Here is a 22,182-nt window from a genome sequence, read left to right as displayed (position 1 = left end):
GCCGTCGTAAGCCGGGTAAGGCGAAGCCGCCACCCGGCTCGGTTACAGCGTCGGCTCCTGCGGAGGGAGCGGCGAGGCAGGCGGCGGCAGCACCTGATACGTCTGCACCGGCATACGCACATCCGCCAGATCAAAGTGTTTTTTCACCATGCTGTCGAGGGCAAAACGTACCGTCCACTGTTTGAGCGGCTGGGTGGTGAACGACACGCGCAGGGTAAAGGCGGTGTTGGTCAGCCCGACAATACCGGCAAACGACGGCTCGCCAATCACCAGGCCGCGAATATCCTCCATGGACATCATCTCATCTACCGCGTCCCGCAGCGCCTGTTTGGCTTTATCGGCATCTTCATGACGATCGACATCGTAATTTGCCACCACCGAGCCAATACCCCGGACGAAGTTGGCGAAGGTGGTAATCGATGACCACGGAATAATGTGGTACGCCCCGGTGTCCTGGCGCACGCCGACGGATCGAATCGACATTCGCTCAACGGTGCCGGTCAGCGGCCCGATGGTCACCAGATCCCCGGTGTTCATGCCGTTTTCAAACTGAATAAAGATACCGGTGATGATGTCCTTCACCAGCGTCTGCGAGCCGAAGGAGATAGCCAGACCCAGCGCACCCGCACCGGCCAGCAGTGGCGCGATATTCACGCCAATTTCCGAAAGCACAATCATAATCGTGATGGTACTGATTATAACCGCCAGCGCGTTGCGGAACAGGGTGAGCAAGGTGCGGGCACGCGCGCTTGGCAGCGGCCTGCCGTGAATGTCAGAGACCAGGCGGTTCTCAATCAGGCTGGCCAGCAGCGTCCAGCCTACGGCAGAGAAGAACAGGATCAGCGCGATACGAATTAAAATATCAACGGTCTTTTCCCCCGCGCCGTTGTGCAGCCAGTTCCAGAAATCGAACAGTCCCCAGGCATTGAGCAGCAGCATAATCGCCACACAGACGGTGAGAATGCGCGCCACCTTCAGTGAAACCGAAAGCCAGCCGTTCACCCGTTTTTGCAGCTCCGGGTAATTGCGCTGGACCTGAGCAGACAAGGTAATGGTTTTCGATAGCCAGCGAGAGAGCAGGCCGGAAACAAAGGCCGCGACGCCAATAATGGCCAGGCTTTTAAACGTGGCTCCCATCATAAATTTCAGGCTGTTGCCGGGATCGAACAGCGAGAAGAAGCACAGCACAATGAAGTAAGCGCTGGCCAGCCAGTGCCACACCAGGGCAAAAGCGCGAATAAAGAGGCTAAAGAACGAAAGGGAACGGTCGGCCAGATGCAGCAAGCTCTCGGTGATCGTCTTTTTGTTATGGAAGATGAGGTAGAGCGCCCAGACGGTAATGCAGATCATAATCAGCACATTCGCCAGCGCACCAGACTGGACGTTCACCTGGTTGGAGATGATTGGCACGGCAACCAGCAGACCATAACCAATCAACCCGCTGAGCACGCTCAGACGCAGCGCCCAGTATCTGGCGCTGCTATCCCGAATAGTGAAAGGGCGAAGATCTGGCACGCGTGGGCAAAATATCAGCCGCAGCAGCGCCTTAAAGAACTCAATTACGGCGAAGGCATTCAGAAACAGCGCCTGCTGGAAGGCGATAGTTTTGTTGCCGGTATTCAGCCTGTCGGCCAGCAATTGCCCTGTAAACAACGTCAGCGCCAGCAGCAGTAAATCAATGATAAACGCGGCGGCGATCATCAGCGGCAGATGCAACCAGCTGCTTTTCTGCTGATTCTTCTTGCGACCCCATTGCCCCATTTTTCGGTACAGGGGCCACGCGCACAGGCGCACCAGCCAGTAAAAAATGAAGACGGCGGCCGCCAGCAGTAAAAATTGCGTGGCAGCCGCGGTAAACGTCCGGGGGTTAAAGGGCTTGTGCGAAGAGCCCATCAGGTTGCGATAGAGCTGGGCAAAGCGCGAGGAGAGGGCATCGGCATAGTGGCGGCTAACCTCGGTCACATTTTCCAGCACCGTCTTTTGCTCTTCTACCGGCGGCGGGGTGATGGTTGGAACGGGCTCCTGGGGCGGTGTGGCGGCAATTTTTCTCAGCTGATCGACTAACTCTTGCCGGGAGGTGTCGTTTTCCAGCACATCGGCAAGGGCACTGTAGGCGGCTTTTTTCTCTTCTGCATCCGGTTCCGGTGGAGGCGTTTTTTGCTGCGCAGTGGCCGTTCCGGTGGTGACGCCGGGGATAGCAACGGCTATCGATGGCGCACTAAACAAGCTAAGCAACAACAGCAGGATCCACGGCACGGTGCCCTCCGGTGAAAATGTCGAACAAAATGATAAGTATAGAGGGCAGGGAGCGGAGGGCGTGTTTTGGGAACAATCTGGCGTAAAAAAGCCGGGCATGCCCGGCTTTGTATTTCAGAGGTCTGGCAATCAGGAGACGTGCTGCAGAAACTCCTGCAAACGCTGGCTTGGCGGGTTTGCAATCAGCGCCTGCGGGTTACCGTCTTCTGCGATACGGCCTTTATCAATGAAGATAAGGCGGGACGCCACTTTCTCGGCGAAGCCGATTTCGTGGGTCACGATCACCATCGTCATGCCCTCTTCGGCCAGATCCTGCATGACTTTCAGCACCTCGTGGCGCAGCTCCGGGTCGAGTGCGGAGGTTGGCTCATCAAACAGCATCATTTTCGGTTTAACCGCCAGCGCGCGGGCGATAGCCACACGCTGCTGTTGTCCACCGGAAAGTTCAGAAGGGTAGTGGTGAGCACGTTCTGCGAGGCCCACTTTCGCCAGCAGATCTTTAGCCAGCGCTTCCGCCGCCGCTTTGTTGGCACCGCGTACGCGCAGCGGGCCAAACATCACGTTTTCCAGCGCCGTCAGGTGCGGGAACAGGTAAAACTGCTGGAACACCATGCCCGCTTCCTGACGAATCAGACGGTCGTCCACTTTCGGATCATTCACCTTCAGACCATCGACGATCAGATCGCCACTGGTGATCTCTTCCAGCTTATTGATGCAGCGCAGCAGCGTGGATTTACCGGAGCCAGAGGGCCCGATAATGACAACCACTTCACCCTGTTTGATGCTCAGATCGATATTGTGCAGCACCTGGGTTGGACCAAAGTGCTTGGATACGTTTTTAAATTCAATCACAGGATTTTCATCCTTCTTTCAAGACGACGCAGAACGAAGCTCAGAACCAGAGTGATAATCAGGTAGACAACGGCTACCGCACTCCAGATTTCCAGCGCACGGAAGTTGCCAGCAATGATCTCCTGGCCCTGGCGGGTCAGTTCAGCAACGCCAATAACGATGAACAGCGACGTGTCTTTGATACTGATGATCCACTGGTTGCCCAGCGGTGGCAGCATGCGGCGCAGCGCCAGAGGCAGAATCACGTGACGGATGGTTTCGCGACGCGAAAGGCCTAACGCCAGACCCGCTTCACTGAAGCCTTTATGAATCGACAGTACCGCACCGCGCGTAATTTCCGCGATGTAGGCACCTGAGTTGATCATAATGGTCACGACGGCGGCGCTGAACGGGTCGATGCGCAGGTCGGTGAAGGCCATTGGCAGGGCGAAGTAGATGAACATGACCTGTACGACAATAGGCGTGCCGCGGATCACTTCGATGAAAACCAGTGCGATGTGGTTTGCAATCCAGCCACCGTAGGTGCGGGCGAAACCGGCGACAAGACCGATAATCAACCCGCCAACCAGACCGAGGACCGAAATCCACAGGGTCATTTTAGCGCCTTCAAGCAAGAGAGGAATGGCAGGCCAGATGGCGCTCCAGTCAAACTGCATGATGTATTCCTGTATACCGTGGTGAAAAACGAAAAACGTAGGCCCGGCAAGCATGAGCGTCACCGGGCGTTACAAACCTGAATTCAGGTAAAATTATTTAGGCTCGGTACCGAACCATTTTTTGTAGATTTCGTTATACGTGCCGTTCTCTTTCAGGGTTTTCAGCGCACCGTTAACTTTCGTACGCAGGTCGTCGCTGCCTTTCGGGAAGGCAATACCGTACTGCTGTGCTTCCAGAGACTCACCGACCGCTTTGAACTTACCGTTGCCTGCGGTTTTGATGAAATAGAGGATGTTAGGCGTATCGTGCAGAACCGCGTCAGCACGGTTGGTGCCAAGTTCCATATAGGCGTTATCGATGTTCGGGAACTGGCGCAGATCTTTGGTTTTGATGTTCGCTTTCGCGTAATCAACGGAGCCGGTGCCGCTCTTCACCGCCACCACTTTACCGTCGAGATCTTTCACGCTTTTAACGTCGTTATTGTCAGCTTTGACCATCACCAGCAGGCCGCTTTTGTAGTAGCCGTCAGAGAAGTCGATCGCTTTTTTACGCTCATCAGTAATGGTGATGCCTGCCAGGGCCAGGTCTACGTTTTTGGTTTGCAGTGCCGGGATGATACCGCTGAAGTCCATTGGCTTCAGGGTGTAATCCAGTTTGAGTTCTTTTGCGATTGCGGCCCACAGATCCACATCAAAACCAACGTATTTATCACCCTGTTTGAATTCAAACGGAACAAACGCCGTGTCGGTGGCTACAACCAGTTTATCGGCGGCCTGAGAAGAGACCGCAAAAGCCAGGGTAAGTGCAGCCAGTGAAACTTTTAATACAGACTTCATAGCATTTCCTTTTATATCCACGGGGCGATCCCCTGCGAGAACGACAGGCACAATGAAAAAATCGTGCCAACTTTACAAGCTGTTGTTTTGCAAAGGGGAGGATGTCATGCATTGCACAATAAGCGTGGCAATGATGTCTGATTGCACCAAGGTGGAGCACCGTTTTGGTGCGCGTCGTTTGGCTCAACTGACGGGGAGATATTTAGCGCAAATAATGATGAAAAAACAATCTTCCGTTAACGGTTGTGTGAGGTGATTATTACATTTCTTTCACGTTTGCAGCGTCTCAGTGGAAAAGTGTGCACCATAAATGTGCAAAACCCTCACCAGAGGCGAGGGTTTGATAGAAAATTCGTATGGATTATTCGATGTTAGATTCGATAAACCACAGGAATTGATCCAGGTCGCGAGACGCGGCAGTGAAGATATCCGCAGTATCTTCGTCTTTAGCCTGGCTAATTGCTTTACGCACGTCGTTAGCCACAATCGCATAACGGTCTGCCAGCTCTTTCAGGTGATCCTGAACGGTGTGAATATCCAGCGGATAGCTTTTCAGTGGCGTTTTGCTGTTAATCACCTGCGTGGTACCCAACGCCACACCGCCTAACTGCACGGCGCGTTCGGCCATGGTGTCCAGGTGGGTGACCAGTGCTGTGCGGAAGCCATCCAGCATTTCATGAACGGCAATAAAGTTTGCACCGCGCATATTCCAGTGGGCCTGTTTGGTGATCAGCGAAAGATCGATGAACTGGATCACCTGGCGATTCAGCAACTCAATCGTTGCTTTTTTGTCGCTGTCCGATACATCGTTACGGGTATAAAGCAGATTAGACGCTTTCGTTTTCACCAGTTTAGCGGTACTCATAATCTCATATCCTCTTGATGTTTATGTCCCAGGTAATTACGGAACTAAGTATAGCACCGGATTTTTTTCCTGCGGTTTGGCTGTGCCTATTGGTTTAATAGCAAGAAGGGAGTTGAATTATTAACTGGTTGAACCATATGGTATTTTTTAAAATTGACACAGATCAATCTTAATTCTCTATTTCCCATTAAGGGCGAGAGAAATATGACTTTTCGATGACGAAGAATGTAAGAAATTATAAATAATACAGAACTGGCCTTTATTCTGCATGGCACCGAGGCCATGCAGAATATACGGTATTAGCGGATGTCCACTTTCTCAACTTTTGGCTCAGGGCGCATGGTGAGCGTTGACCCCATCGACGCCGCAATAATGGAGCACAGCGCCAGCGTCTGGGTAAAGGTGAGGGTTTCCCCAAGGAATACCATACCGGAGATGGCGGCCAGTGCAGGCTCCATGCTCATCAGGGTACCGAAGATGCGCGTCGGCAGCCGCGTGAGGGCAATCATCTCCAGTGAATAAGGCAGAGCCGTTGAGAGGATGGCGACAGCAAAACCCACCGGCATTACTGACCACTGCCAGATAGAGACCGTCGCCTGAGCCATACCCAGCGGAACAAAGATGATGGCGGCAATGAGCGAGCCCAGCGCCACGGTCGCCGGGCCGTGCTCTTCGCCGGCGCGCTGACCCGTGAGGATATACACTGCCCAGCAGGCTCCGGCGCCCAGAGCCAGCGCGGCACCCGTCAGGTCGATTTCAGAGACGCTCTGGCCCAGTGGCAAGAGGAACCACAACCCCAGAACCGCTAACACCACCCAGATAAAATCGACAGGCCGTCGGGAGGAGAAAAGGGCCACCGCCAGCGGGCCGGTAAATTCCAGCGCGACGGCAATCCCCAGCGGAATGGTCTGGATAGAGAGATAGAACATATAGTTCATGGACCCCAGCGCCAGCCCGTAGAAGAGCAGCGGGAGGCGCTGCTCTTTTTTGACGCGCAACCGCCAGGGTTTAAAAATGACCACGAGGATCAGGGTACCCAAAGCGATACGCAGGGCAGTGACGCCCGGTGCGCCTACAAGTGGAAAGAGCGATTTCGCGAGGGACGCGCCACTCTGTATAGACAGCATTGCAATCAGAATTACAGCAACCGGCATCCAGACCGATGACGTGCGGGATATCCCTGGCATCCTTTCTCCTGTCAATTTTTGTCAAATAGGGTAAAAGCCGCAGTGTAATTGAAATATGGCGCAACGGTTGAGCTACTGTTGAAAAAAAACCAGGGAAAATCCGTAAAATGGATAAGCGTTGCTGGTTTTATCGCCTGTCAGATTAGGAATAATCTGGATGAATGTAACGGCGTTGACGCGCAGTATGAGTATTTAGCAACAGAAATCCTTTGTGATTTGAACAAGATAACTGATGCTGGAAACGTTCTGTTACAGGAAAGGTCCCGTTAGACATCACGAATCACAAAGAGTTTCGCAAATTTTTTTGATATATTTAAAACTTACGGATTTACTTGAAGCACATTTGAGGTGGTTATGAAAAAAATTGCATGTCTTTCAGCACTGGCCGCTGTACTGGCTGTTTCCGCAGGTACCGCTGTAGCTGCTACTTCCACTGTTACCGGTGGTTACGCTCAGAGCGATATGCAGGGCGTAATGAACAAAGCTAACGGTTTCAACCTGAAGTATCGTTACGAGCAGGATAACAACCCACTGGGCGTGATCGGTTCTTTCACCTACACCGAGAAAGATCGTTCTGAAAACGGCGCATACAACAAAGGCCAGTACTACGGCATCACCGCTGGTCCAGCATACCGTATCAACGACTGGGCAAGCATCTACGGTGTTGTAGGTGTTGGCTACGGTAAATTCCAGCAGACCGAAAACCAGGGTCTGAACCGCACTGCAAGCAACAGCGACTACGGCTTCTCCTATGGCGCGGGTCTGCAGTTCAACCCAATCGAAGACGTTGCTCTGGACTTCTCCTATGAGCAGAGCCGTATCCGCAACGTTGACGTTGGCACCTGGATCGCGGGCGTAGGTTACCGCTTCTAATCACTTCGGTGAGCCAGTAAAAAATCCGCCCATGTGGCGGATTTTTTTTTGCAAGGTAAAAGCAAAACGGCAACCATGGGTTGCCGTTTTTAATGTTTTTCCCTCTCCCGTGGGAGAGGGCCAGGGTGAGGGCATCAGACCGCACAGCTTACTTACTCTTTATATCGAAAATATCCGTACCCAAATGGTTATAGTCAACTTTCTGTAACTTGAAGTTGGTAACGTACACTGGGGGAGCTTTCTTGTTTGAGATAAACGGGTAAGCATTTTTGATCTGCTCTGCTGAAATCCCCGTCCACTGCGAGAAGAACGTCAGGAAATCATTGGCCGAGCGGCGCGCGGTGATAATACGATGCTTCTTGTCATCACTCGATAACACCATAAACGGTACCTGGAAGTTTTGCTGGAATTTATCGTCGTGCGCCAGATACTGCACCTCTTTACCGCGCTCTTTAAACGCCAGCCCGTGATCCGAGAAATAAACCATCGAGAAACTCTCACCCGTATTACGTAGCTGATCGTACAGCTTGCTGAGCAGTTCGTCGGTTTGCGTCATGGTATACAGATAGCAAGAGGTTTCTTTAGATTGCACAAACTCGGCGTATTTCCCCTGCGTGCGGTCGCAGGCCTGAGGGTGTGAACCCATCAGGTGCAGGACGATCAGCTGTGGCTGCGTACGCTGCGTGGCAAAAACCTGCGCCGTCATCTTGAGCAATGCTTCGTCTTTGGTATTTTTATCGGCTTCAAAATCACCGTTTTTCAGGAACTGTACTTCATCGGCACGCTTCGCGATGCTGGCAATGGCGGTATCGTATTCGCCAATTTGCCCCTGATTAGAGAACCACCATGTCTGAAAACCGGCACGGTTTGCCAGCGTGACAAAGTTATCCTGATACTGTGGTTTGCCGTCGACAACGCGGTTCAGGGTCAGGCCGAGCGATTTCTGCGTCGAGCCGCTGGCCGCAATATAATCGGTAAACAGGGTACCGTTGACGGCGCTGGCGAACGGCGTGTTATCCCAGTGTCCGCCGAACGCGCCCATCGCATCGCGGCGTGCGCTTTCGCCGATGACGACCACATAGGTATGGTACTTCGGCTTCACCGCCAGCACGTTCCAGGTGTCTTTCATATTGGAGAGCTCAGCCATGCGCGCCTGCTCGTCGAGAACTTCCTGGTTATTGACGACAACGTCTTTTACAAAGCGGAACACCGGATAGCCGGTATCCTTCAGCTTGAACACGCCGCCCCAGGCCAGGTTTTGCACGGGGGTGACAAAGAAGGTCACCACGCTGAATGCCAGGCATAGCGTCTCTATTTTTCCCCACGCTTTTTTCTCTTCGGGTTTACGACGCACCGCTATAACGCCAAGCGCAAAAATAAAGAGGCCGACCACGTAGCTGTACCACGGGAAGATCGTCAGGATCTCGGTCGACTCTTCCATATTGGTCGAGTGCAGCGCCAGCAGGGTATTAAAGTTTGGCGAACCGTAAGCCTGACCAAACGGGAAATAGAGCGCTGCAATCAGGGAGCAGATGCCCACTAACGTTTTTTGCGCGCGCGGCGCGGTACGCCACAGCAAATGCAGAATGCAGGTAAACGCAACGGCATACAGCAGGCTGAAGGGGTAACCCAGCGCAAAGTTAATCAGCAAGGATTGTAAAAAGTAGAATGCCGTCCACGGACTTAAGGCCCGACTGCGGGTAACAACGGTGTCTATCAGGGTTAAATTCATAGGTCACTATCATGCATAAAAACGCCATGTGCTCACCCTGGCGTCAAGGGTCATAACCTGCCTGACAGTGCGTGGAGAGGGAATGAGGGTCCGCTTCAGCGAGCCGCAAATTGTGCAGGGCTGCAAGAAGATAGTGCGAGCGCTAAATAATATCAACCGTTGCTAAGCAGATGTTTTGCGAAGAGGATTGCAAATCCGTAAAAAAAACCGGGAATAGGGCGGCCGGAGGCCAGTTTACAGCGGGAATATGACGGCAAAATGAAGCGGCGTACCGCAACGCCGCTTAGTGAGAAGGTTTGTCGTCCTGATGCGGCTTGTTGTTAAACATATCGCACAGCATGTTCAACAGCATTAAGCGCACCCTGAAGGGGGAGTGAGTAAACACGGTCATACACCTCTTGAATTCGTTCATAAGACCTCCTGATTTTTGATCCCTTCGATCCGTGAAGGGTGACTGCAATACATACAGATATAGCACAGGCTATATTGTATAGCTATGGCTATTTCGTTAATTTTTTGTGCTTGTAGAGGTATGGTTTACAATGTGCGCTCTCGATACCGGGCGCTGGAAGCGTCACCCCACTGAGGAAGTACAATGAACCGTCGCGCAGGTAAGCCAACAATCAGAAAAACGACGCAACTGGTGAATGTGGAAGAGCACGTCGAAGGTTTTCGTCAGGTGCGTGAAGCCCACCGACGTGAACTGATTGATGATTATGTTGAGCTGATTTCCGATCTGATTCGCGAGGTCGGGGAAGCACGTCAGGTTGATATGGCGGCCAGGCTGGGGGTTTCGCAGCCAACCGTTGCGAAGATGTTAAAACGTCTGGCCTCCGTCGGCTTAATCGAAATGATCCCGTGGCGCGGCGTCTTTCTGACGCCGGAAGGGGAGAAGCTGGCGCAGGAGAGCCGCGAGCGCCACCAGCTGGTGGAGAACTTCTTGCTGGTGCTGGGCGTAAGCCCGGAAATTGCCCGTCGGGATGCGGAAGGAATGGAACACCACGTCAGCGAAGAGACGCTGGTGAAGTTTCGTGAGTTTACGCTTAAATATGGTTCCTCCGCTGAATGAAAATCCCTGGACTGCAGGCCCTCACGCGCGATCGCTTCTTTCATCTCTTATTGATTATTGGTGCAGGTTTAAGCCTTTTTGTGCCGTTTGCGCCCCAAGCCTGGCCTGCGGCGATTGACTGGCGCACTATCATTACCCTGAGCGGGTTAATGATGCTCACCAAAGGGGTGGAGCTGAGCGGCTACTTTGACGTGTTGGGGCGAAAAATGGTGCGCCGGTTTGCCACCGAACGCAGGCTGTCGTTGTTTATGGTGTTCTCCGCCGCGGTGCTGTCGACCTTTCTCACCAACGATGTGGCGCTGTTTATCATCGTGCCGCTGACGCTCACCCTGCGTAAGCTGTGCGAGATCCCGGTGAGCCGGCTGATCATCTTTGAAGCGCTGGCCGTCAATGCGGGCTCGCTGTTAACCCCTATCGGCAACCCGCAAAACATTCTGCTCTGGGGACGTTCAGGGTTATCGTTCGCCGCCTTTACCTGGCAGATGGCGCCGCTGGCGCTGGTGATGATGGCGTCGCTGCTGGCGGTCTGCTGGTTTGCCTTCCCGGATAAAAAACTGCAATACCACAGCGGCACAACCGGCCCGCAGTGGCAGCCTCTTCTGGTCTGGAGTTGCCTGGGGCTGTATATCGTCTTTCTGTTTGCGCTGGAGCTGCGGTATGAACTGGCGGGCGTGCTGCTCGTGGCGGCTGGTTTTGTCGTGCTGGCGCGACGCGTGCTGGTGAGCGTGGACTGGACGCTGTTGCTGGTCTTTATGGTGATGTTCATCGACGTGCATCTGCTTATCCAGCTCCCGGTGCTGCAACACGTGCTGCACAGCGTCAGCGGTCTGTCGCAACCGGGGCTGTGGCTGACGGCGATTGGCCTCTCGCAGGTCATCAGCAACGTGCCTTCTACCATTTTACTGCTCAACTACGTTCCGCCGGACACGCTTCTGGCCTGGGCGGTTAACATCGGCGGGTTTGGTCTGCTGCCCGGCTCGCTGGCCAACCTGATTGCCCTGCGGATGGCGAACGATCGCCGCATCTGGTGGCGTTTCCATCTCTGGTCGATCCCCATGCTGCTCTGGGCTGCGGCGATCGGTTTCGGATTATTCCTTCTCATATAGTGCGCAATTTGTCAGTTTTTCCTGGCAAACGTATAGCAACGTCCTAGCTTTAGTGAACGGCATAGTGTGATGCCGCTCACTGACAGGACCGTTGCTGAACTATGGCTGAAGAACAAAACCCGCCTGCTGACGAGCAGGACAAAAACAATAATGAGCGTAAGCGTCCGGGCAAAAAACCGTTAATTATCCTCGGCATTGTCGTGGTGGTAATGGTCATCGTGGCGCTGGTCTGGTGGTTTTTAACCCGTAACGAAGAGACAACTGACGACGCCTTTACCGACGGCGATGTGGTGACGATTGCCCCTAAAACGGCGGGTTATGTCACGGCGCTACATGTGCGTGATAACCAGCGCGTGAAAAAGGGCGATCTGCTGGTGGTTATCGATCCGCGTGATACCACCGCCCAGCGCGATCAGGCTCAGGCCCAGCTTGGCCTGGCTATTGCGCAGCTGCATCAGGCCCAGGCACAGCTGGCGCTCTCAAAAGTGCAATACCCCGCCCAGCGCGACGAAGCCAAAGCGCAGGTGCTGAAAGCGCAGGCAGACCTCGCCAACGCGCAGGCGGAGTATCGCCGCCAGCGCGGGGTCGATCCGCGTGCCACCACCCAACAAAGCATTGATTCCGCCAACGCCCAGCTGCGTAGTGCACAGGCCGCTCTGGCAAGCGCGCAGGCCCAGCTGGAAGTGGCGGAGCAGGTACAGCTGCAAATCCGCCAGCAGGAGACCAACGTCGAAGCGCGTGAGCGCCAGGTCGATCAGGCTAAAGCGCAGCTGGAAACCGCTAACCTCAACCTCTCTTACACCGAAGTTCGCGCCCCGTTCGACGGGTTTGTCACTAAGCGCAACGTGCAGCCGGGTACGCTGGTACAGGCGGGCACGGCGCTGTTCTCGCTGGTCTCACCCAACGTCTGGGTGGTGGCCAACTTTAAAGAGTCTCAGCTTGAGCGCATGAAGCCAGGCGATAAGGTGGAGGTTTCCGTCGATGCCTGGCCAGATATGGCGCTTGAAGGCCATGTCGACAGTATCCAGCAGGGCAGCGGCTCGCGTTTCTCGGCGTTCCCGTCGGAAAACGCCACCGGCAACTTTGTTAAAATTGTCCAGCGCGTGCCGGTGAAAATTGTGATTGATAAAGGGCTGGATCCGAACAAACCGCTGCCGCTGGGGCTGTCGGTGGAACCGAAGGTCACCGTGGAATGACGGATCACAGCCACGACAACTGGAAGCCCGCCAGCAATCCGTGGGCGGTGGCGATTGTCGTCACGCTGGCGGTGTTTATGGAGATCCTCGACACCACCATCGTCAACGTGGCGCTGCCGCACGTGGCGGGCTCGCTCTCGTCCAGCTATGACGAGTCCACCTGGGTATTAACCAGCTACCTGGTGGCTAACGGCATCGTCCTGCCCATCTCGGCGTTTCTCAGCCGGGTGTTTGGCCGCAAGCAGTTCTTCCTGATTTGCATCGTGATGTTCACCGTCTGCTCGTTCCTGTGCGGGATCGCGACCGAGCTGTGGCAAATCATCTTGTTCCGTGTGATGCAGGGCTTTTTTGGCGGCGGCCTGCAGCCCACGCAGCAGTCGGTGCTGCTTGACTACTTTAAACCGGAAGACAGGGGTAAAGCGTTTGGTCTCTCCTCCATCGCCATTATCGTTGCGCCGGTACTCGGCCCGACGCTCGGGGGCTGGATCACTGACAACTACTCCTGGCGCTGGGTGTTCTTTATCAACATCCCGGTGGGGATAGTGACGGTGCTGGCGATCTACCAGCTGCTGGAAGATCCACCCTGGGAGAGTAAAGCCAAAGAGAAGCTGACTATCGACTGGACGGGGATCGGCCTGATCGCGCTTGGCCTCGGCTGTCTGCAGGTGATGCTCGACCGGGGCGAGGATGATGACTGGTTCTACTCGAACTTTATTCGCACCTTTGCGGTGTTAACGTTGGTCGGCATCATTGGCGCCATTTACTGGCTGATGTATGCCAAAAAACCGGTTGTTGATCTGCACTGCATGAAGGACCGCAACTTTACCATCTCCAGCCTGCTGATGGCGGGGATGGCGATGATCCTTTACGGCAGCTCGGTGGTGATCCCGCAGCTGGCGCAGCAGGATCTGGGCTATACCGCCACCTGGTCCGGGCTGGTGCTGTCGCCCGGCGCAGTGTTGATTGTATTGACCATCCCGCTGGTCCTGAAGCTGATGCCGGTGGTGCAGACGCGCTGGATCATCGCCTTTGGCTTTACCTGTCTGGCTGTGTCGTTCTTCTGGTCGCGCACGCTCACCCCGGATATCGACTTCGAAACGCTGGTGCTGTTCCGCAGCGCCCAGTCGATTGGGCTGGGGTTCCTGTTTGTCCCGCTGACCACCATTGCGTTTATTTCTATCCCAAGGCGGCTGAACGCGGATGCCGCAGCGCTGTTCACCATGTTCCGTAACGTTGCGGGCTCGATTGGCATATCGCTTTCCACGGCGGCCATCACCGAGCGCTCGCAGGCCCACAGCGCGCACCTTGCGTACCACGCCTCGCCGTTTAACGAGCAGTTCCAGCAGGCGATCCGCGAAAGCGCGCAGGCGATCCAGAACTTTACCACTCAGGTCGGCGACCCGACCGGCATTGCCACCGGGCGCATGTACCAGACCATGATTGAGCAGTCGCGCTTCCTGGCCTATATCGACGTATTCACCATTCTGAGCGTGGTGGCGCTGGTCCTGATTCCGTTTTGTTTGTTGCTCTCGCCGGTTAAGAGCGAGGGGAGTGCAGGAGCACATTGATGATACACAGACGTTTACACCCCCTGATGATAATGATGCTGCTGGCAGGTTGCGCCGTGGGGCCGGATTACCAGCCGCCTGCACCGCCTGCCGTCACGCACTGGAACGATAAAGGCGACAGCACGGTGAAATCAAAAACCACCTCCGCTGCGACTAACCCGCGCTGGTGGAAAACGTTCGGCTCGCCGCAACTCGACAGTCTGATTGAACGCGCCATCGCCGGGAATTTGTCCCTGCAGCAAACGGTGCTGCGCATCGCTGGTGCGCGCGAACAGATTAACCAGGCGGGCGGGGCGTTTTATCCGTCGGTCAACGGCAATCTGCAGGCGACGCGCCAGCAGCTCGGCCTGGAAGGTGAGTTGAAGTCTCATGGGGTCTACGACCAGCTTGATAACGTCGATCCGGAACTCAGGGGCGCGTTAGGGCCGCTGACGCAGCCGATCAACCTCTACCAGGGCAGCTTCGATGCCCAGTGGGAGATTGACCTCTGGGGTAAAGTTCGCCGTCAGGTTGAAGCTGCTGAAGCGCAGCAGAAAGCCGCTATTGAGCAGCGTAACGACGCGCTAGTCTCCCTTGAAGCCGAAGTGGCGCGCGCCTGGCTCCAGCTGCGCGGGGCGCAGAGCATTATTGCCACGCTGAACACCCAGATTAAAAGTGCGCAGCAAACGCTGGATCTGACCGAAAGTCGCCAGCGGGGCGGGCTGTCTCCGCAGATGGACGTAGAAAATGCGCGGGCGCAACTGGGCAACCTTGAAGCACAACTGCCGCAATATCAGGCGCAGGAGCGGCAGGCGATGAACGGCCTGGCGATCCTGCTCGGCAAGCCGCCGGGGGCGTTGGATGCGGAACTGCAGTCCGCCCAGCCGATGCCTGCGCTGCCGGATATCGTGCAAACGGGTATTCCATCCACGCTGGCGCGACGTCGTCCGGACGTGCGAGAAGCGGAAGCGAATCTCCATGCCGCCACAGCGCAAATTGGCGTGTCGGTGGCCGAGCTGTTCCCGAGCTTTACTCTTTCCGGGCAGTTTGGCCTGCGTAACAGCGAATCCAACTGGCTCACCGACTGGAGCAGCCACTTCTACAGTTTTGGTCCGCAGGTCTCCATTCCCATCTTCCAGGGCGGAAGACTGGTCTCCAGCGTGAAAGTGGCGCGTGCGCAACAGGGGGCGGCGGTGCTGGATTATCGCCAGACGGTACTGACTGCGCTGGGGGATGTTGAGAATGCGCTGGTGAGTTACCGCACCGATCAGCAGCGTGAAGCGGGTCTGGCGAAGACCATCGATGCGCTGCAAAACGCCTTCGACCTGGCCAGCGATAGCTACCGACAGGGGATTGCCAGCTTTATCGACGTGCTCGACGCCGAACGTCAGCTGGCACAGGCCGAGCAGCAGCGTGCCCAGGCGCAGGTGCAAAGCGCGCTCGATCTGGTGGCGCTCTATAAGGCGCTTGGCGGTGGCTGGGAGCCCTATCAGCAGGTGCAGTTACCGGATTACGCCGTCTTTGGCGATGCCCCGCGCGGATAATATTCAGAGGATTGGGCAAGAAACGGACAGGAACGCCACATTCGCGTTGGCCAGGGGGCGGGTATAACTATCAGGCACCCATCAAACGACATGTGAGGACTATCCTATGCGTTATCAAAAACTGGGCAATACCGGTCTGTTTGTTTCTGAACTGTGCCTTGGCACCATGACCTTCGGCGGTGAAGGTGGCATGTGGGGCAAGATTGGCCAGCTGCAGCAAAGTGAAGCCGAGCAGCTGGTGGGCCGTGCGCTGGATGCCGGGATCAACTTCATCGACACCGCGAACGTCTATTCCGAAGGCCGCTCGGAGGAGATCACCGGCCAGGCACTCAAGAACCTGAAAATTCCGCGCGAAAACGTGGTGGTTGCCACCAAAGTGTTTGGCGAAACGGGCACGGCGGGGGTGAACTCACGCGGCAGCTCACGCTATCACGTTATCAGCAGCGTGAAAGAGAGCCTGCGCCGTATGCAGCTCGACCATATCGATCTCTACCAGCTTCACGGTTTCGACCCCGCAACGCCGATGGAAGAGATGCTTTATGCCCTGGATAACCTGGTGCAGCACGGCCACGTGCGCTACATCGGTGTCTCTAACTGGGCCGCGTGGCAGATCGCCAAAGCGCTGGGCATTTCCGAGCGACTGGGTCTGGCCCGTTTCGCGTCGCTGCAGGCCTATTACACCATCGCCGGACGTGATCTGGAGCGCGAACTGGTGCCAATGATGCAGAGCGAAGGCGTCGGGCTGATGGTCTGGAGCCCGCTGGCGGGTGGCCTGCTGAGCGGGAAATATGGCCGCGACGGGCAGAGTGAAGCCGGTGGCCGTCGTCTGGAGTTTGACTTCCCGCCGGTGGAAAAAGAGCGCGCCTTCGACTGTGTGGATGTGATGCGTACTATTGCCGAAAGCAAAGGCGTCTCCGTCGCGCAAATCGCCCTGGCGTGGCTGCTGCATCAGAAGGTGGTGACCAGCGTCATTATTGGTGCCAAACGCGTCGATCAACTGGATGACAACATCGCCGCAACGGGGATCCGTTTAAGTGAAGACGAGCTGAAACAGCTTGATGCCGTCAGCGCACTGCCGCGCGAATATCCGGGCTGGATGCTGGAGCGGCAGGGGGAATATCGTCGTAATCAGCTCGCACAGCAATAACCCTCCTTTCCCCGGTGGCGCACCGCTCACCGGGGCTTTTTTTCCCGCTCTGCTCACAAAATTCGATCCTCCTCTTTGATCGCTTTTACATCTTCGCCTATATGACTAGTCATGAAATTTAAATGACTAGTCATATAGGGAGAGACCATGAATCAATCACTGCCAGCCAACTTTTTATGGGGCAACTCGGTATCCAGCATGCAGACGGAAGGGGCATGGAATGAGGGCGGGAAGGGGATGTCGGTGTACGACATTCGCGAAGCGGGGGAAAACATCTCCGACTGGAAAGTGGCGACCGATTCCTACCACCGCTACCGGGACGATTTCGACCTGATGCAGGATCTGGGCATGAACTGCTACCGCTTTCAAATCTCCTGGAGCCGGGTCTGTCCGCAGGGCGACGGCGAGTTCAACGATGAGGGCATCGCCTTTTACGACCGCTTTATTAACGATCTCATCGCCCGCGGTATCGAGCCGATGATCTGCCTCTATCACTTCGATATGCCGCTGGCGCTGGCGCAGGAGTACAACGGCTTTAACGATCGTCGCGTCATGGATGCCTTTATCCGCTATGGCAAAAAGATGATCGACTGCTTCGGTGACCGCGTGAAGTACTGGCTGACCTTCAACGAACAGAACATCTTCCATATGCCGGAAGCGTTTCGGATTTCCGGCTACATGAAAGGTGAGAAAACCCTGCGCGAGCTGTACGAGTTGCAGCATCACACCATGGTGGCGCACATGACGCTGACCGAATACCTGCACCAGACAAAACCGGGTCAGCTGATGGGCGGTATGCTGGCACACCAGCTGGTTTACCCGGCCACCTGCAAACCGCGCGATATCTTCTGCGCCCAGCAGTACGACGAATTCCTCAACCAGAACCTGCTGCGCGTCTTTGCTGGTCAGGGCTATAGCCCGGCGGTGATGGCGGTGGTGGAGCAGGAAGGGTTTGGCGATATCTACCGTGCCGAGGATCTGGGGCTGTTCGCAAGAACCCAAAACGACTTTATGGCTTTCAGCTACTACGCCAGTAAAACGCTGGACAGCGATGCCATTCCGCAGGGAACCCCGGTGAACAATTACCTGCTGTACGGCGATAAAAATAACCCGTACCTGAAAGCCACCGAATGGAACTGGCAGATCGATCCGCTCGGTTTTCGCACCATCATCACCCGCTACGCCAACGACTGGCGCATGCCGGTGTTCCCGATTGAAAACGGCATTGGCGTGATTGAATCCTGGGATGGCGTGAACCCGATTGAGGATACCTACCGCATCGACTATCACCGGGCGCATATCGAGGCGATGAAAGCCGCCATGTTCGAGGATGGCGCTGAGGTGATGGGGTATCTCGGCTGGGGTCTGATCGACATTCTGAGCTCCCAGGGTGACATGCGTAAGCGCTACGGCGTGGTCTACGTCAACCGTGAAAACCACGACCTTAAAGACCTGAAACGCGTGCCGAAGAAGAGCTACGCGTGGTTAAAACAGGTTATCCATACCAACGGACGCGAGATGTAAGCCGTACGCTGCCGGGCCGTTTTTGTGACTGATTGATGGGAACTATCCGCTATGTCTGAAACAAAAATCACACCGCATATGCAGTCCTTTGTCGATAAATTTGTTGAGTTCTCGGCGCGCCTGGCAAACCAGGTGCATCTTCGCTCCCTGCGCGATGCCTTCGCCACGGTGATGCCGATTTTCATCCTCGCCGGACTGGCGGTGCTGGTGAACAATGTGGTGTTTCCTTGGATTTTTGACGGCGATACGCTCACGCACTTCAAGGTATGGGGCGAGGCGATCATCAATGGCACGCTGAATATCGCCGCGCTGCTGCTGGCGCCGATGATTGCCTGGTCGCTGGCGCGCAACAAGGATTTCGACAATCCGGTCTCGGCAGTGGTTATCGCTGTCAGCAGCTTTATTATCATGATGCCGATGCGTCTGCAGCTCATGCCCGTCGGCAGCGACACCACGGTGAATGTCACCCAGGTGCTGACCTTCGCCAACATTGGTTCGACCGGGATTTTCGCCGGGGTGCTGATTGGCTTGCTCTCGACGGAGCTGTTTATCGCCATCTCGCGGCTTAAGGCGCTGCAAATATCACTGGGGGAAAACGTGCCGCCGGCGGTCAGTAAATCGTTTACCGCCCTGATCCCGACCATCCTGACGCTCTCACTGTTTGCCGTTCTGGCCGCGCTGCTGGCGAACGTATTGCATACGGATCTGATTCACCTGATCACCACCTTTATCCAGCAGCCGCTGCGGCTCATCAATACCAGCCTGCCGGGGACGATTTTTATCTACAGCTTTGGTAACTTCCTCTTCACGCTGGGTATTCATCAGTCGGTAGTCAACAGCGTGGTGCTGGAGCCGTTCCTGTTGATTAATACCAATGAGAACATGCTGGCCTTTGCCAACGGCCAGCCGATCCCGCATATCATCAACAACATCTTCGTGCCGACCTTTGGCATGGTGGGCGGTACCGGTAGCACCATTTCACTGCTGATCGCCATTTTTATCTTCTCGCGGCAACAATCGGCGAAACAGGTGGCACGTCTGTCGCTGGCGCCGGGTCTGTTCAACATCAACGAGCCGGTGATTTTCGGCCTGCCGATTGTGTTTAACCTGCCTTTAATGATCCCGTTTGTCCTGTTGCCCGCCATTGGCATTTACTTCGCCTGGCTCTGCACCACGCTGGGATTAATGTCGCGCTGCGTGGTGATGATCCCGTGGACCACGCCGCCAATTCTGAGCGCCTGGCTGGCAACCGCGGGGGACTGGCGGGCGGTGGTGGTGCAGTTGGCAATCATCGTATTTGGTGTATTCTTCTACCTGCCTTTCCTCAAAATTGCCGAGCGAGTGGCGTTGAAAAACAGCGGGATAGAACATTAAACAGAAGGAAGGACGATGGCGGCGAAATACATCACCATATCGCGTGAAATCAAAAAACGCATCATCAGCCAGCAGTATGCCGCCAATGAACCGCTGCCGGACCAGTTTGCGCTGGCGGCGGAGTTCAATACCAGCCGGATGACCATTCAGCAGGCCATGCGTCAGCTGATCGTTGAAGGGCTGGTATATACCCGTCAGGGGCAGGGGACGTTCATCCGCAAAAACTTCCTTCAGTTGTCGCAGTGGGATCTCTCCGGCAGCGACTACTTTGGCGCGACCAAAACCTGGGAGCATCTGGGCACGGTAACGAGCCAGGTGGTGCATTTTGAACTGCGCTTCCCGAACGAAAAAGAGCAGGCCTCGCTGATGATCAATGCCGATACGCCGGTCTATGACTTCATTCGTCTGCGTTTGCTTAATGGTGAGCCCATGTCGCTGGACGCGACCGTAATGCCGCTCAACCTGGTGCCCGGCCTGAACAAAAGCCATCTTGAAAGCTCAGTGTTTCGCTATGTGCAGGAGACGCTGGGGCTGAAAATCATGGGATCGTATCGCGTGGTGCGGGCGCTAAAGCCGAATGCGCTGGATATGCAGCATCTGGTCTGCGAGGAGAGCGACCCGGTGCTGGAGGTGGAGCAGGTGATTTATCTGGAAGATGGCACGCCGCTGGAGTATGCGCACTGTCATTATCGTTACGACCACGGCGGGATTGTGATTGTGAATAACGGATAAAAAAAAGCGGGCATCGAAGCCCGCTTTTTTCGCTGTATCGCGATTAGTTCAAACGCACCGGCATACCGGAACGGTTCTGCACAGCCTGGTCAACGATAGTCGTTTCCACGTCCGGCTGAGAGGTCACGGACTGCACCGCGCTGGTCAGCGTAATCGGCACGATTTCGTTATTGTTGATCTGGTCTTCGCTGGTGGACAGCGGGTTGTGCACTTCAATGTAACGGCTGCCATCCGGCTCAGAGGTCGCTTTAACCGGTTCGTTGATGAACTGGACGCGGGTACCTACCGGCACGTTTTCGAACAGGAATTTGATGTCGTCGTTACGCAGACGCACGCAGCCGTGGCTTACGCGCAGGCCGATACCGAAGTTAGCGTTGGTACCGTGGATGGCGTACAGGCGGCCGATGTACAGGGCGTACAGACCCATTGGGTTATCCGGGCCTGCCGGAACCACGGCGGGCAGCGGTTCACCTGCCGCGATGTATTCCGCGTGCATTTTCGCCGTTGGGGTCCAGGTTGGGCCTGCTTTCTTACGTTCAACTTTGGTGGTCCAGTTCAGCGGGGTATCTTTACCCAGCTGACCGATACCGATTGGCAGCACGATTACCGTGTTGGTGCCTTTCGGATAGTAATACAGACGCATCTCCGCGCTGTTAATCACGATGCCTTCATGAACGGTATCCGGCAGGATCAGCTGCTGAGGGATATTGAGAACGGTACCTGCTTTTGGCAGGTATGGGTCAACGCCCGGGTTCGCTTCCAGCATGTTAGACAGGCCCAGCTGGTACTGTGCTGCGAAATACTCCAGCGGCTGAGTGTTACCCTCAGGCACCGTCACCACCTGGTTTTGACCCACCAGACGGCTACCGTCTGTCGGCAGCGGATAAGTCACCGCAGAAGCGGTTTTGCAAAAACCTACTACGGCTAACGCCGCCGCAAAAAGCGTTGTTAATTTCATGTTCATGTTGTGCGAGGTATCTAAGCCATTCAGGCGTGAGTTGATAAGTCTGAATCTGTGATGGGAGCGCATTATATGTGCATTCCCGCTAACAGGGAATTCAGATGTGTACGAAATCACATTTTTTTCGATTTTGTTAAAGTTTAGCGGAGCGTCGCAACACAGGATCTCAATTCGGAATTGTGGCATAATGCCGTGTTTATCACACTTTTCGCAGGAATCTCCCCGTGTTAGTTACCAGCAACGTCACTATGCAGTTTCATAGCGACAAAATCAAGACCATAAAAAGGGAGCGAAAGCTCCCTTTGATGTATCACAGTTTGCGTCTGTTCTGGTCTTGAACAATAGACGAAATTGTTTTTTGCTGTTTCTTCAATTGTTCAGCGAACCATTTCTGATCGGTAACGTTGCCATTGATATGAATACTAGCGTCAATTGTCTGTTGACCTCCCGTATCCTTGTTATTATCCAAGAAATCTTTTAGATCACCGTTGGTTCTCTGATCCACAACACGCTCACCACCATCAAGCAGCCATGTTCCTTCGCGAGGAACTTCACTCAGACCATCGTGAGCCATACCTGTTAATCCAACAGATTTCATCTGCATGACTTGTCCGATAACTTGAGCATAAGACGAAGCAGCCAGAGCGTAACCAAGAGGTCCTGGATACTTAGCCATTGCAGTAGTCGCAGACTCATAAGCGTTTAACATACCGGTTGCAATAGA

19 protein-coding genes and 1 pseudogene are annotated in these 22,182 nt (G+C 55.0%); 10 read left to right on the top strand and 10 right to left on the bottom strand.

The features are described 5' to 3' along the window. Nucleotides 1–42: 42 nt before the first annotated feature. From ybiO to rhtA, 6 genes are all read right to left on the bottom strand, one after another. Nucleotides 43–2,256 (bottom strand): mechanosensitive channel protein, encoded by a 2,214-nt coding sequence (ybiO, locus tag M8370_RS17345; protein ID WP_250021489.1) that lies wholly within the window; start codon nucleotides 2,254–2,256, stop codon nucleotides 43–45. Between the two features lie 129 nt (nucleotides 2,257–2,385). Then, the gene (gene glnQ / locus M8370_RS17340) at nucleotides 2,386–3,108 is read right to left on the bottom strand and encodes a glutamine ABC transporter ATP-binding protein GlnQ (RefSeq protein WP_013097465.1); all 723 of its coding nucleotides are present in this window, start codon (nucleotides 3,106–3,108) and stop codon (nucleotides 2,386–2,388) included. Beyond that, the gene (gene glnP, locus M8370_RS17335) at nucleotides 3,105–3,764 is read right to left on the bottom strand and encodes a glutamine ABC transporter permease GlnP (RefSeq protein WP_003858462.1); all 660 of its coding nucleotides are present in this window, start codon (nucleotides 3,762–3,764) and stop codon (nucleotides 3,105–3,107) included. The genes glnQ and glnP overlap by 4 nt, the downstream gene beginning before the upstream one ends. Before the next feature lie 93 nt (nucleotides 3,765–3,857). Beyond that, nucleotides 3,858–4,601, bottom strand: coding sequence for a glutamine ABC transporter substrate-binding protein GlnH (gene glnH, locus M8370_RS17330; protein ID WP_013097464.1), 744 nt, complete (start codon nucleotides 4,599–4,601; stop codon nucleotides 3,858–3,860). Between the two features lie 361 nt (nucleotides 4,602–4,962). Continuing rightward, nucleotides 4,963–5,466, bottom strand: coding sequence for a DNA starvation/stationary phase protection protein Dps (dps, locus tag M8370_RS17325; protein ID WP_013097463.1), 504 nt, complete (start codon nucleotides 5,464–5,466; stop codon nucleotides 4,963–4,965). 299 nt (nucleotides 5,467–5,765) lie between these two features. After that, nucleotides 5,766–6,653 (bottom strand): threonine/homoserine exporter RhtA, encoded by an 888-nt coding sequence (gene rhtA, locus M8370_RS17320; protein ID WP_250021488.1) that lies wholly within the window; start codon nucleotides 6,651–6,653, stop codon nucleotides 5,766–5,768. Between the two features lie 354 nt (nucleotides 6,654–7,007). Between rhtA and ompX the strand changes: the two genes are divergently transcribed. Beyond that, the gene (gene ompX / locus M8370_RS17315; protein WP_013097460.1) at nucleotides 7,008–7,526 is read left to right on the top strand and encodes an outer membrane protein OmpX; all 519 of its coding nucleotides are present in this window, start codon (nucleotides 7,008–7,010) and stop codon (nucleotides 7,524–7,526) included. Nucleotides 7,527–7,674: 148 nt separating this feature from the next. On the opposite strand, the gene M8370_RS17310 is transcribed toward ompX, so the two are convergent. After that, on the bottom strand, nucleotides 7,675–9,258 hold the full coding sequence (locus M8370_RS17310; RefSeq protein WP_023621661.1) for a phosphoethanolamine transferase: 1,584 nt from the start codon (nucleotides 9,256–9,258) through the stop codon (nucleotides 7,675–7,677). 283 nt (nucleotides 9,259–9,541) lie between these two features. Next, nucleotides 9,542–9,670: a manganase accumulation protein MntS gene (gene mntS / locus M8370_RS17305; protein WP_013097458.1), complete on the bottom strand. Its 129-nt coding sequence runs from the start codon at nucleotides 9,668–9,670 to the stop codon at nucleotides 9,542–9,544. A 183-nt stretch (nucleotides 9,671–9,853) separates the two neighbouring features. On the opposite strand from mntS, the gene mntR reads away from it, so the two are divergent. From mntR to M8370_RS17260, 9 genes are all read left to right on the top strand, one after another. After that, complete coding sequence (gene mntR, locus M8370_RS17300) at nucleotides 9,854–10,327, top strand: manganese-binding transcriptional regulator MntR (RefSeq protein ID WP_013097457.1); 474 nt, start codon at nucleotides 9,854–9,856, stop codon at nucleotides 10,325–10,327. Continuing rightward, the gene (locus M8370_RS17295; RefSeq protein ID WP_250021487.1) at nucleotides 10,324–11,433 is read left to right on the top strand and encodes an anion transporter; all 1,110 of its coding nucleotides are present in this window, start codon (nucleotides 10,324–10,326) and stop codon (nucleotides 11,431–11,433) included. The genes mntR and M8370_RS17295 overlap by 4 nt, the downstream gene beginning before the upstream one ends. Before the next feature lie 101 nt (nucleotides 11,434–11,534). Further along, nucleotides 11,535–12,629 (top strand): HlyD family secretion protein, encoded by a 1,095-nt coding sequence (locus M8370_RS17290; RefSeq protein WP_029882857.1) that lies wholly within the window; start codon nucleotides 11,535–11,537, stop codon nucleotides 12,627–12,629. Then, a complete protein-coding gene (locus tag M8370_RS17285) occupies nucleotides 12,626–14,197 on the top strand; it encodes a DHA2 family efflux MFS transporter permease subunit (protein ID WP_029882858.1) in 1,572 nt (523 codons plus the stop codon). The genes M8370_RS17290 and M8370_RS17285 overlap by 4 nt, the downstream gene beginning before the upstream one ends. Next, nucleotides 14,197–15,720, top strand: a complete 1,524-nt coding sequence (locus M8370_RS17280; protein WP_250021486.1) for an efflux transporter outer membrane subunit — start codon at nucleotides 14,197–14,199, stop codon at nucleotides 15,718–15,720. The genes M8370_RS17285 and M8370_RS17280 overlap by 1 nt, the downstream gene beginning before the upstream one ends. 106 nt (nucleotides 15,721–15,826) lie before the next feature. Beyond that, entirely contained in the window at nucleotides 15,827–16,867 is a 1,041-nt protein-coding gene (locus M8370_RS17275) for an aldo/keto reductase (protein ID WP_250021485.1), read from the top strand. Nucleotides 16,868–17,014: 147 nt separating this feature from the next. Continuing rightward, nucleotides 17,015–18,391, top strand: coding sequence for a glycoside hydrolase family 1 protein (locus M8370_RS17270; RefSeq protein WP_250021484.1), 1,377 nt, complete (start codon nucleotides 17,015–17,017; stop codon nucleotides 18,389–18,391). A gap of 51 nt (nucleotides 18,392–18,442) precedes the next feature. Further along, complete coding sequence (locus M8370_RS17265; RefSeq protein ID WP_038984964.1) at nucleotides 18,443–19,765, top strand: PTS sugar transporter subunit IIC; 1,323 nt, start codon at nucleotides 18,443–18,445, stop codon at nucleotides 19,763–19,765. A gap of 15 nt (nucleotides 19,766–19,780) precedes the next feature. Continuing rightward, the gene (locus tag M8370_RS17260; protein ID WP_038984962.1) at nucleotides 19,781–20,497 is read left to right on the top strand and encodes a GntR family transcriptional regulator; all 717 of its coding nucleotides are present in this window, start codon (nucleotides 19,781–19,783) and stop codon (nucleotides 20,495–20,497) included. 43 nt (nucleotides 20,498–20,540) lie between these two features. On the opposite strand, the gene ldtB is transcribed toward M8370_RS17260, so the two are convergent. Then, the gene (gene ldtB / locus M8370_RS17255) at nucleotides 20,541–21,461 is read right to left on the bottom strand and encodes a L,D-transpeptidase (protein ID WP_020689864.1); all 921 of its coding nucleotides are present in this window, start codon (nucleotides 21,459–21,461) and stop codon (nucleotides 20,541–20,543) included. 307 nt (nucleotides 21,462–21,768) lie between these two features. Further along, nucleotides 21,769–22,182 (bottom strand): annotated as a pseudogene (locus M8370_RS17250) (hypothetical protein); the annotation flags it as partial.

The sequence above is a fragment of the Enterobacter cloacae complex sp. OE43NF genome (assembly GCF_023544405.1).
Lineage (GTDB): Bacteria > Pseudomonadota > Gammaproteobacteria > Enterobacterales > Enterobacteriaceae > Enterobacter > Enterobacter cloacae.
This window is presented reverse-complemented; position numbering and strand designations above follow the sequence as displayed.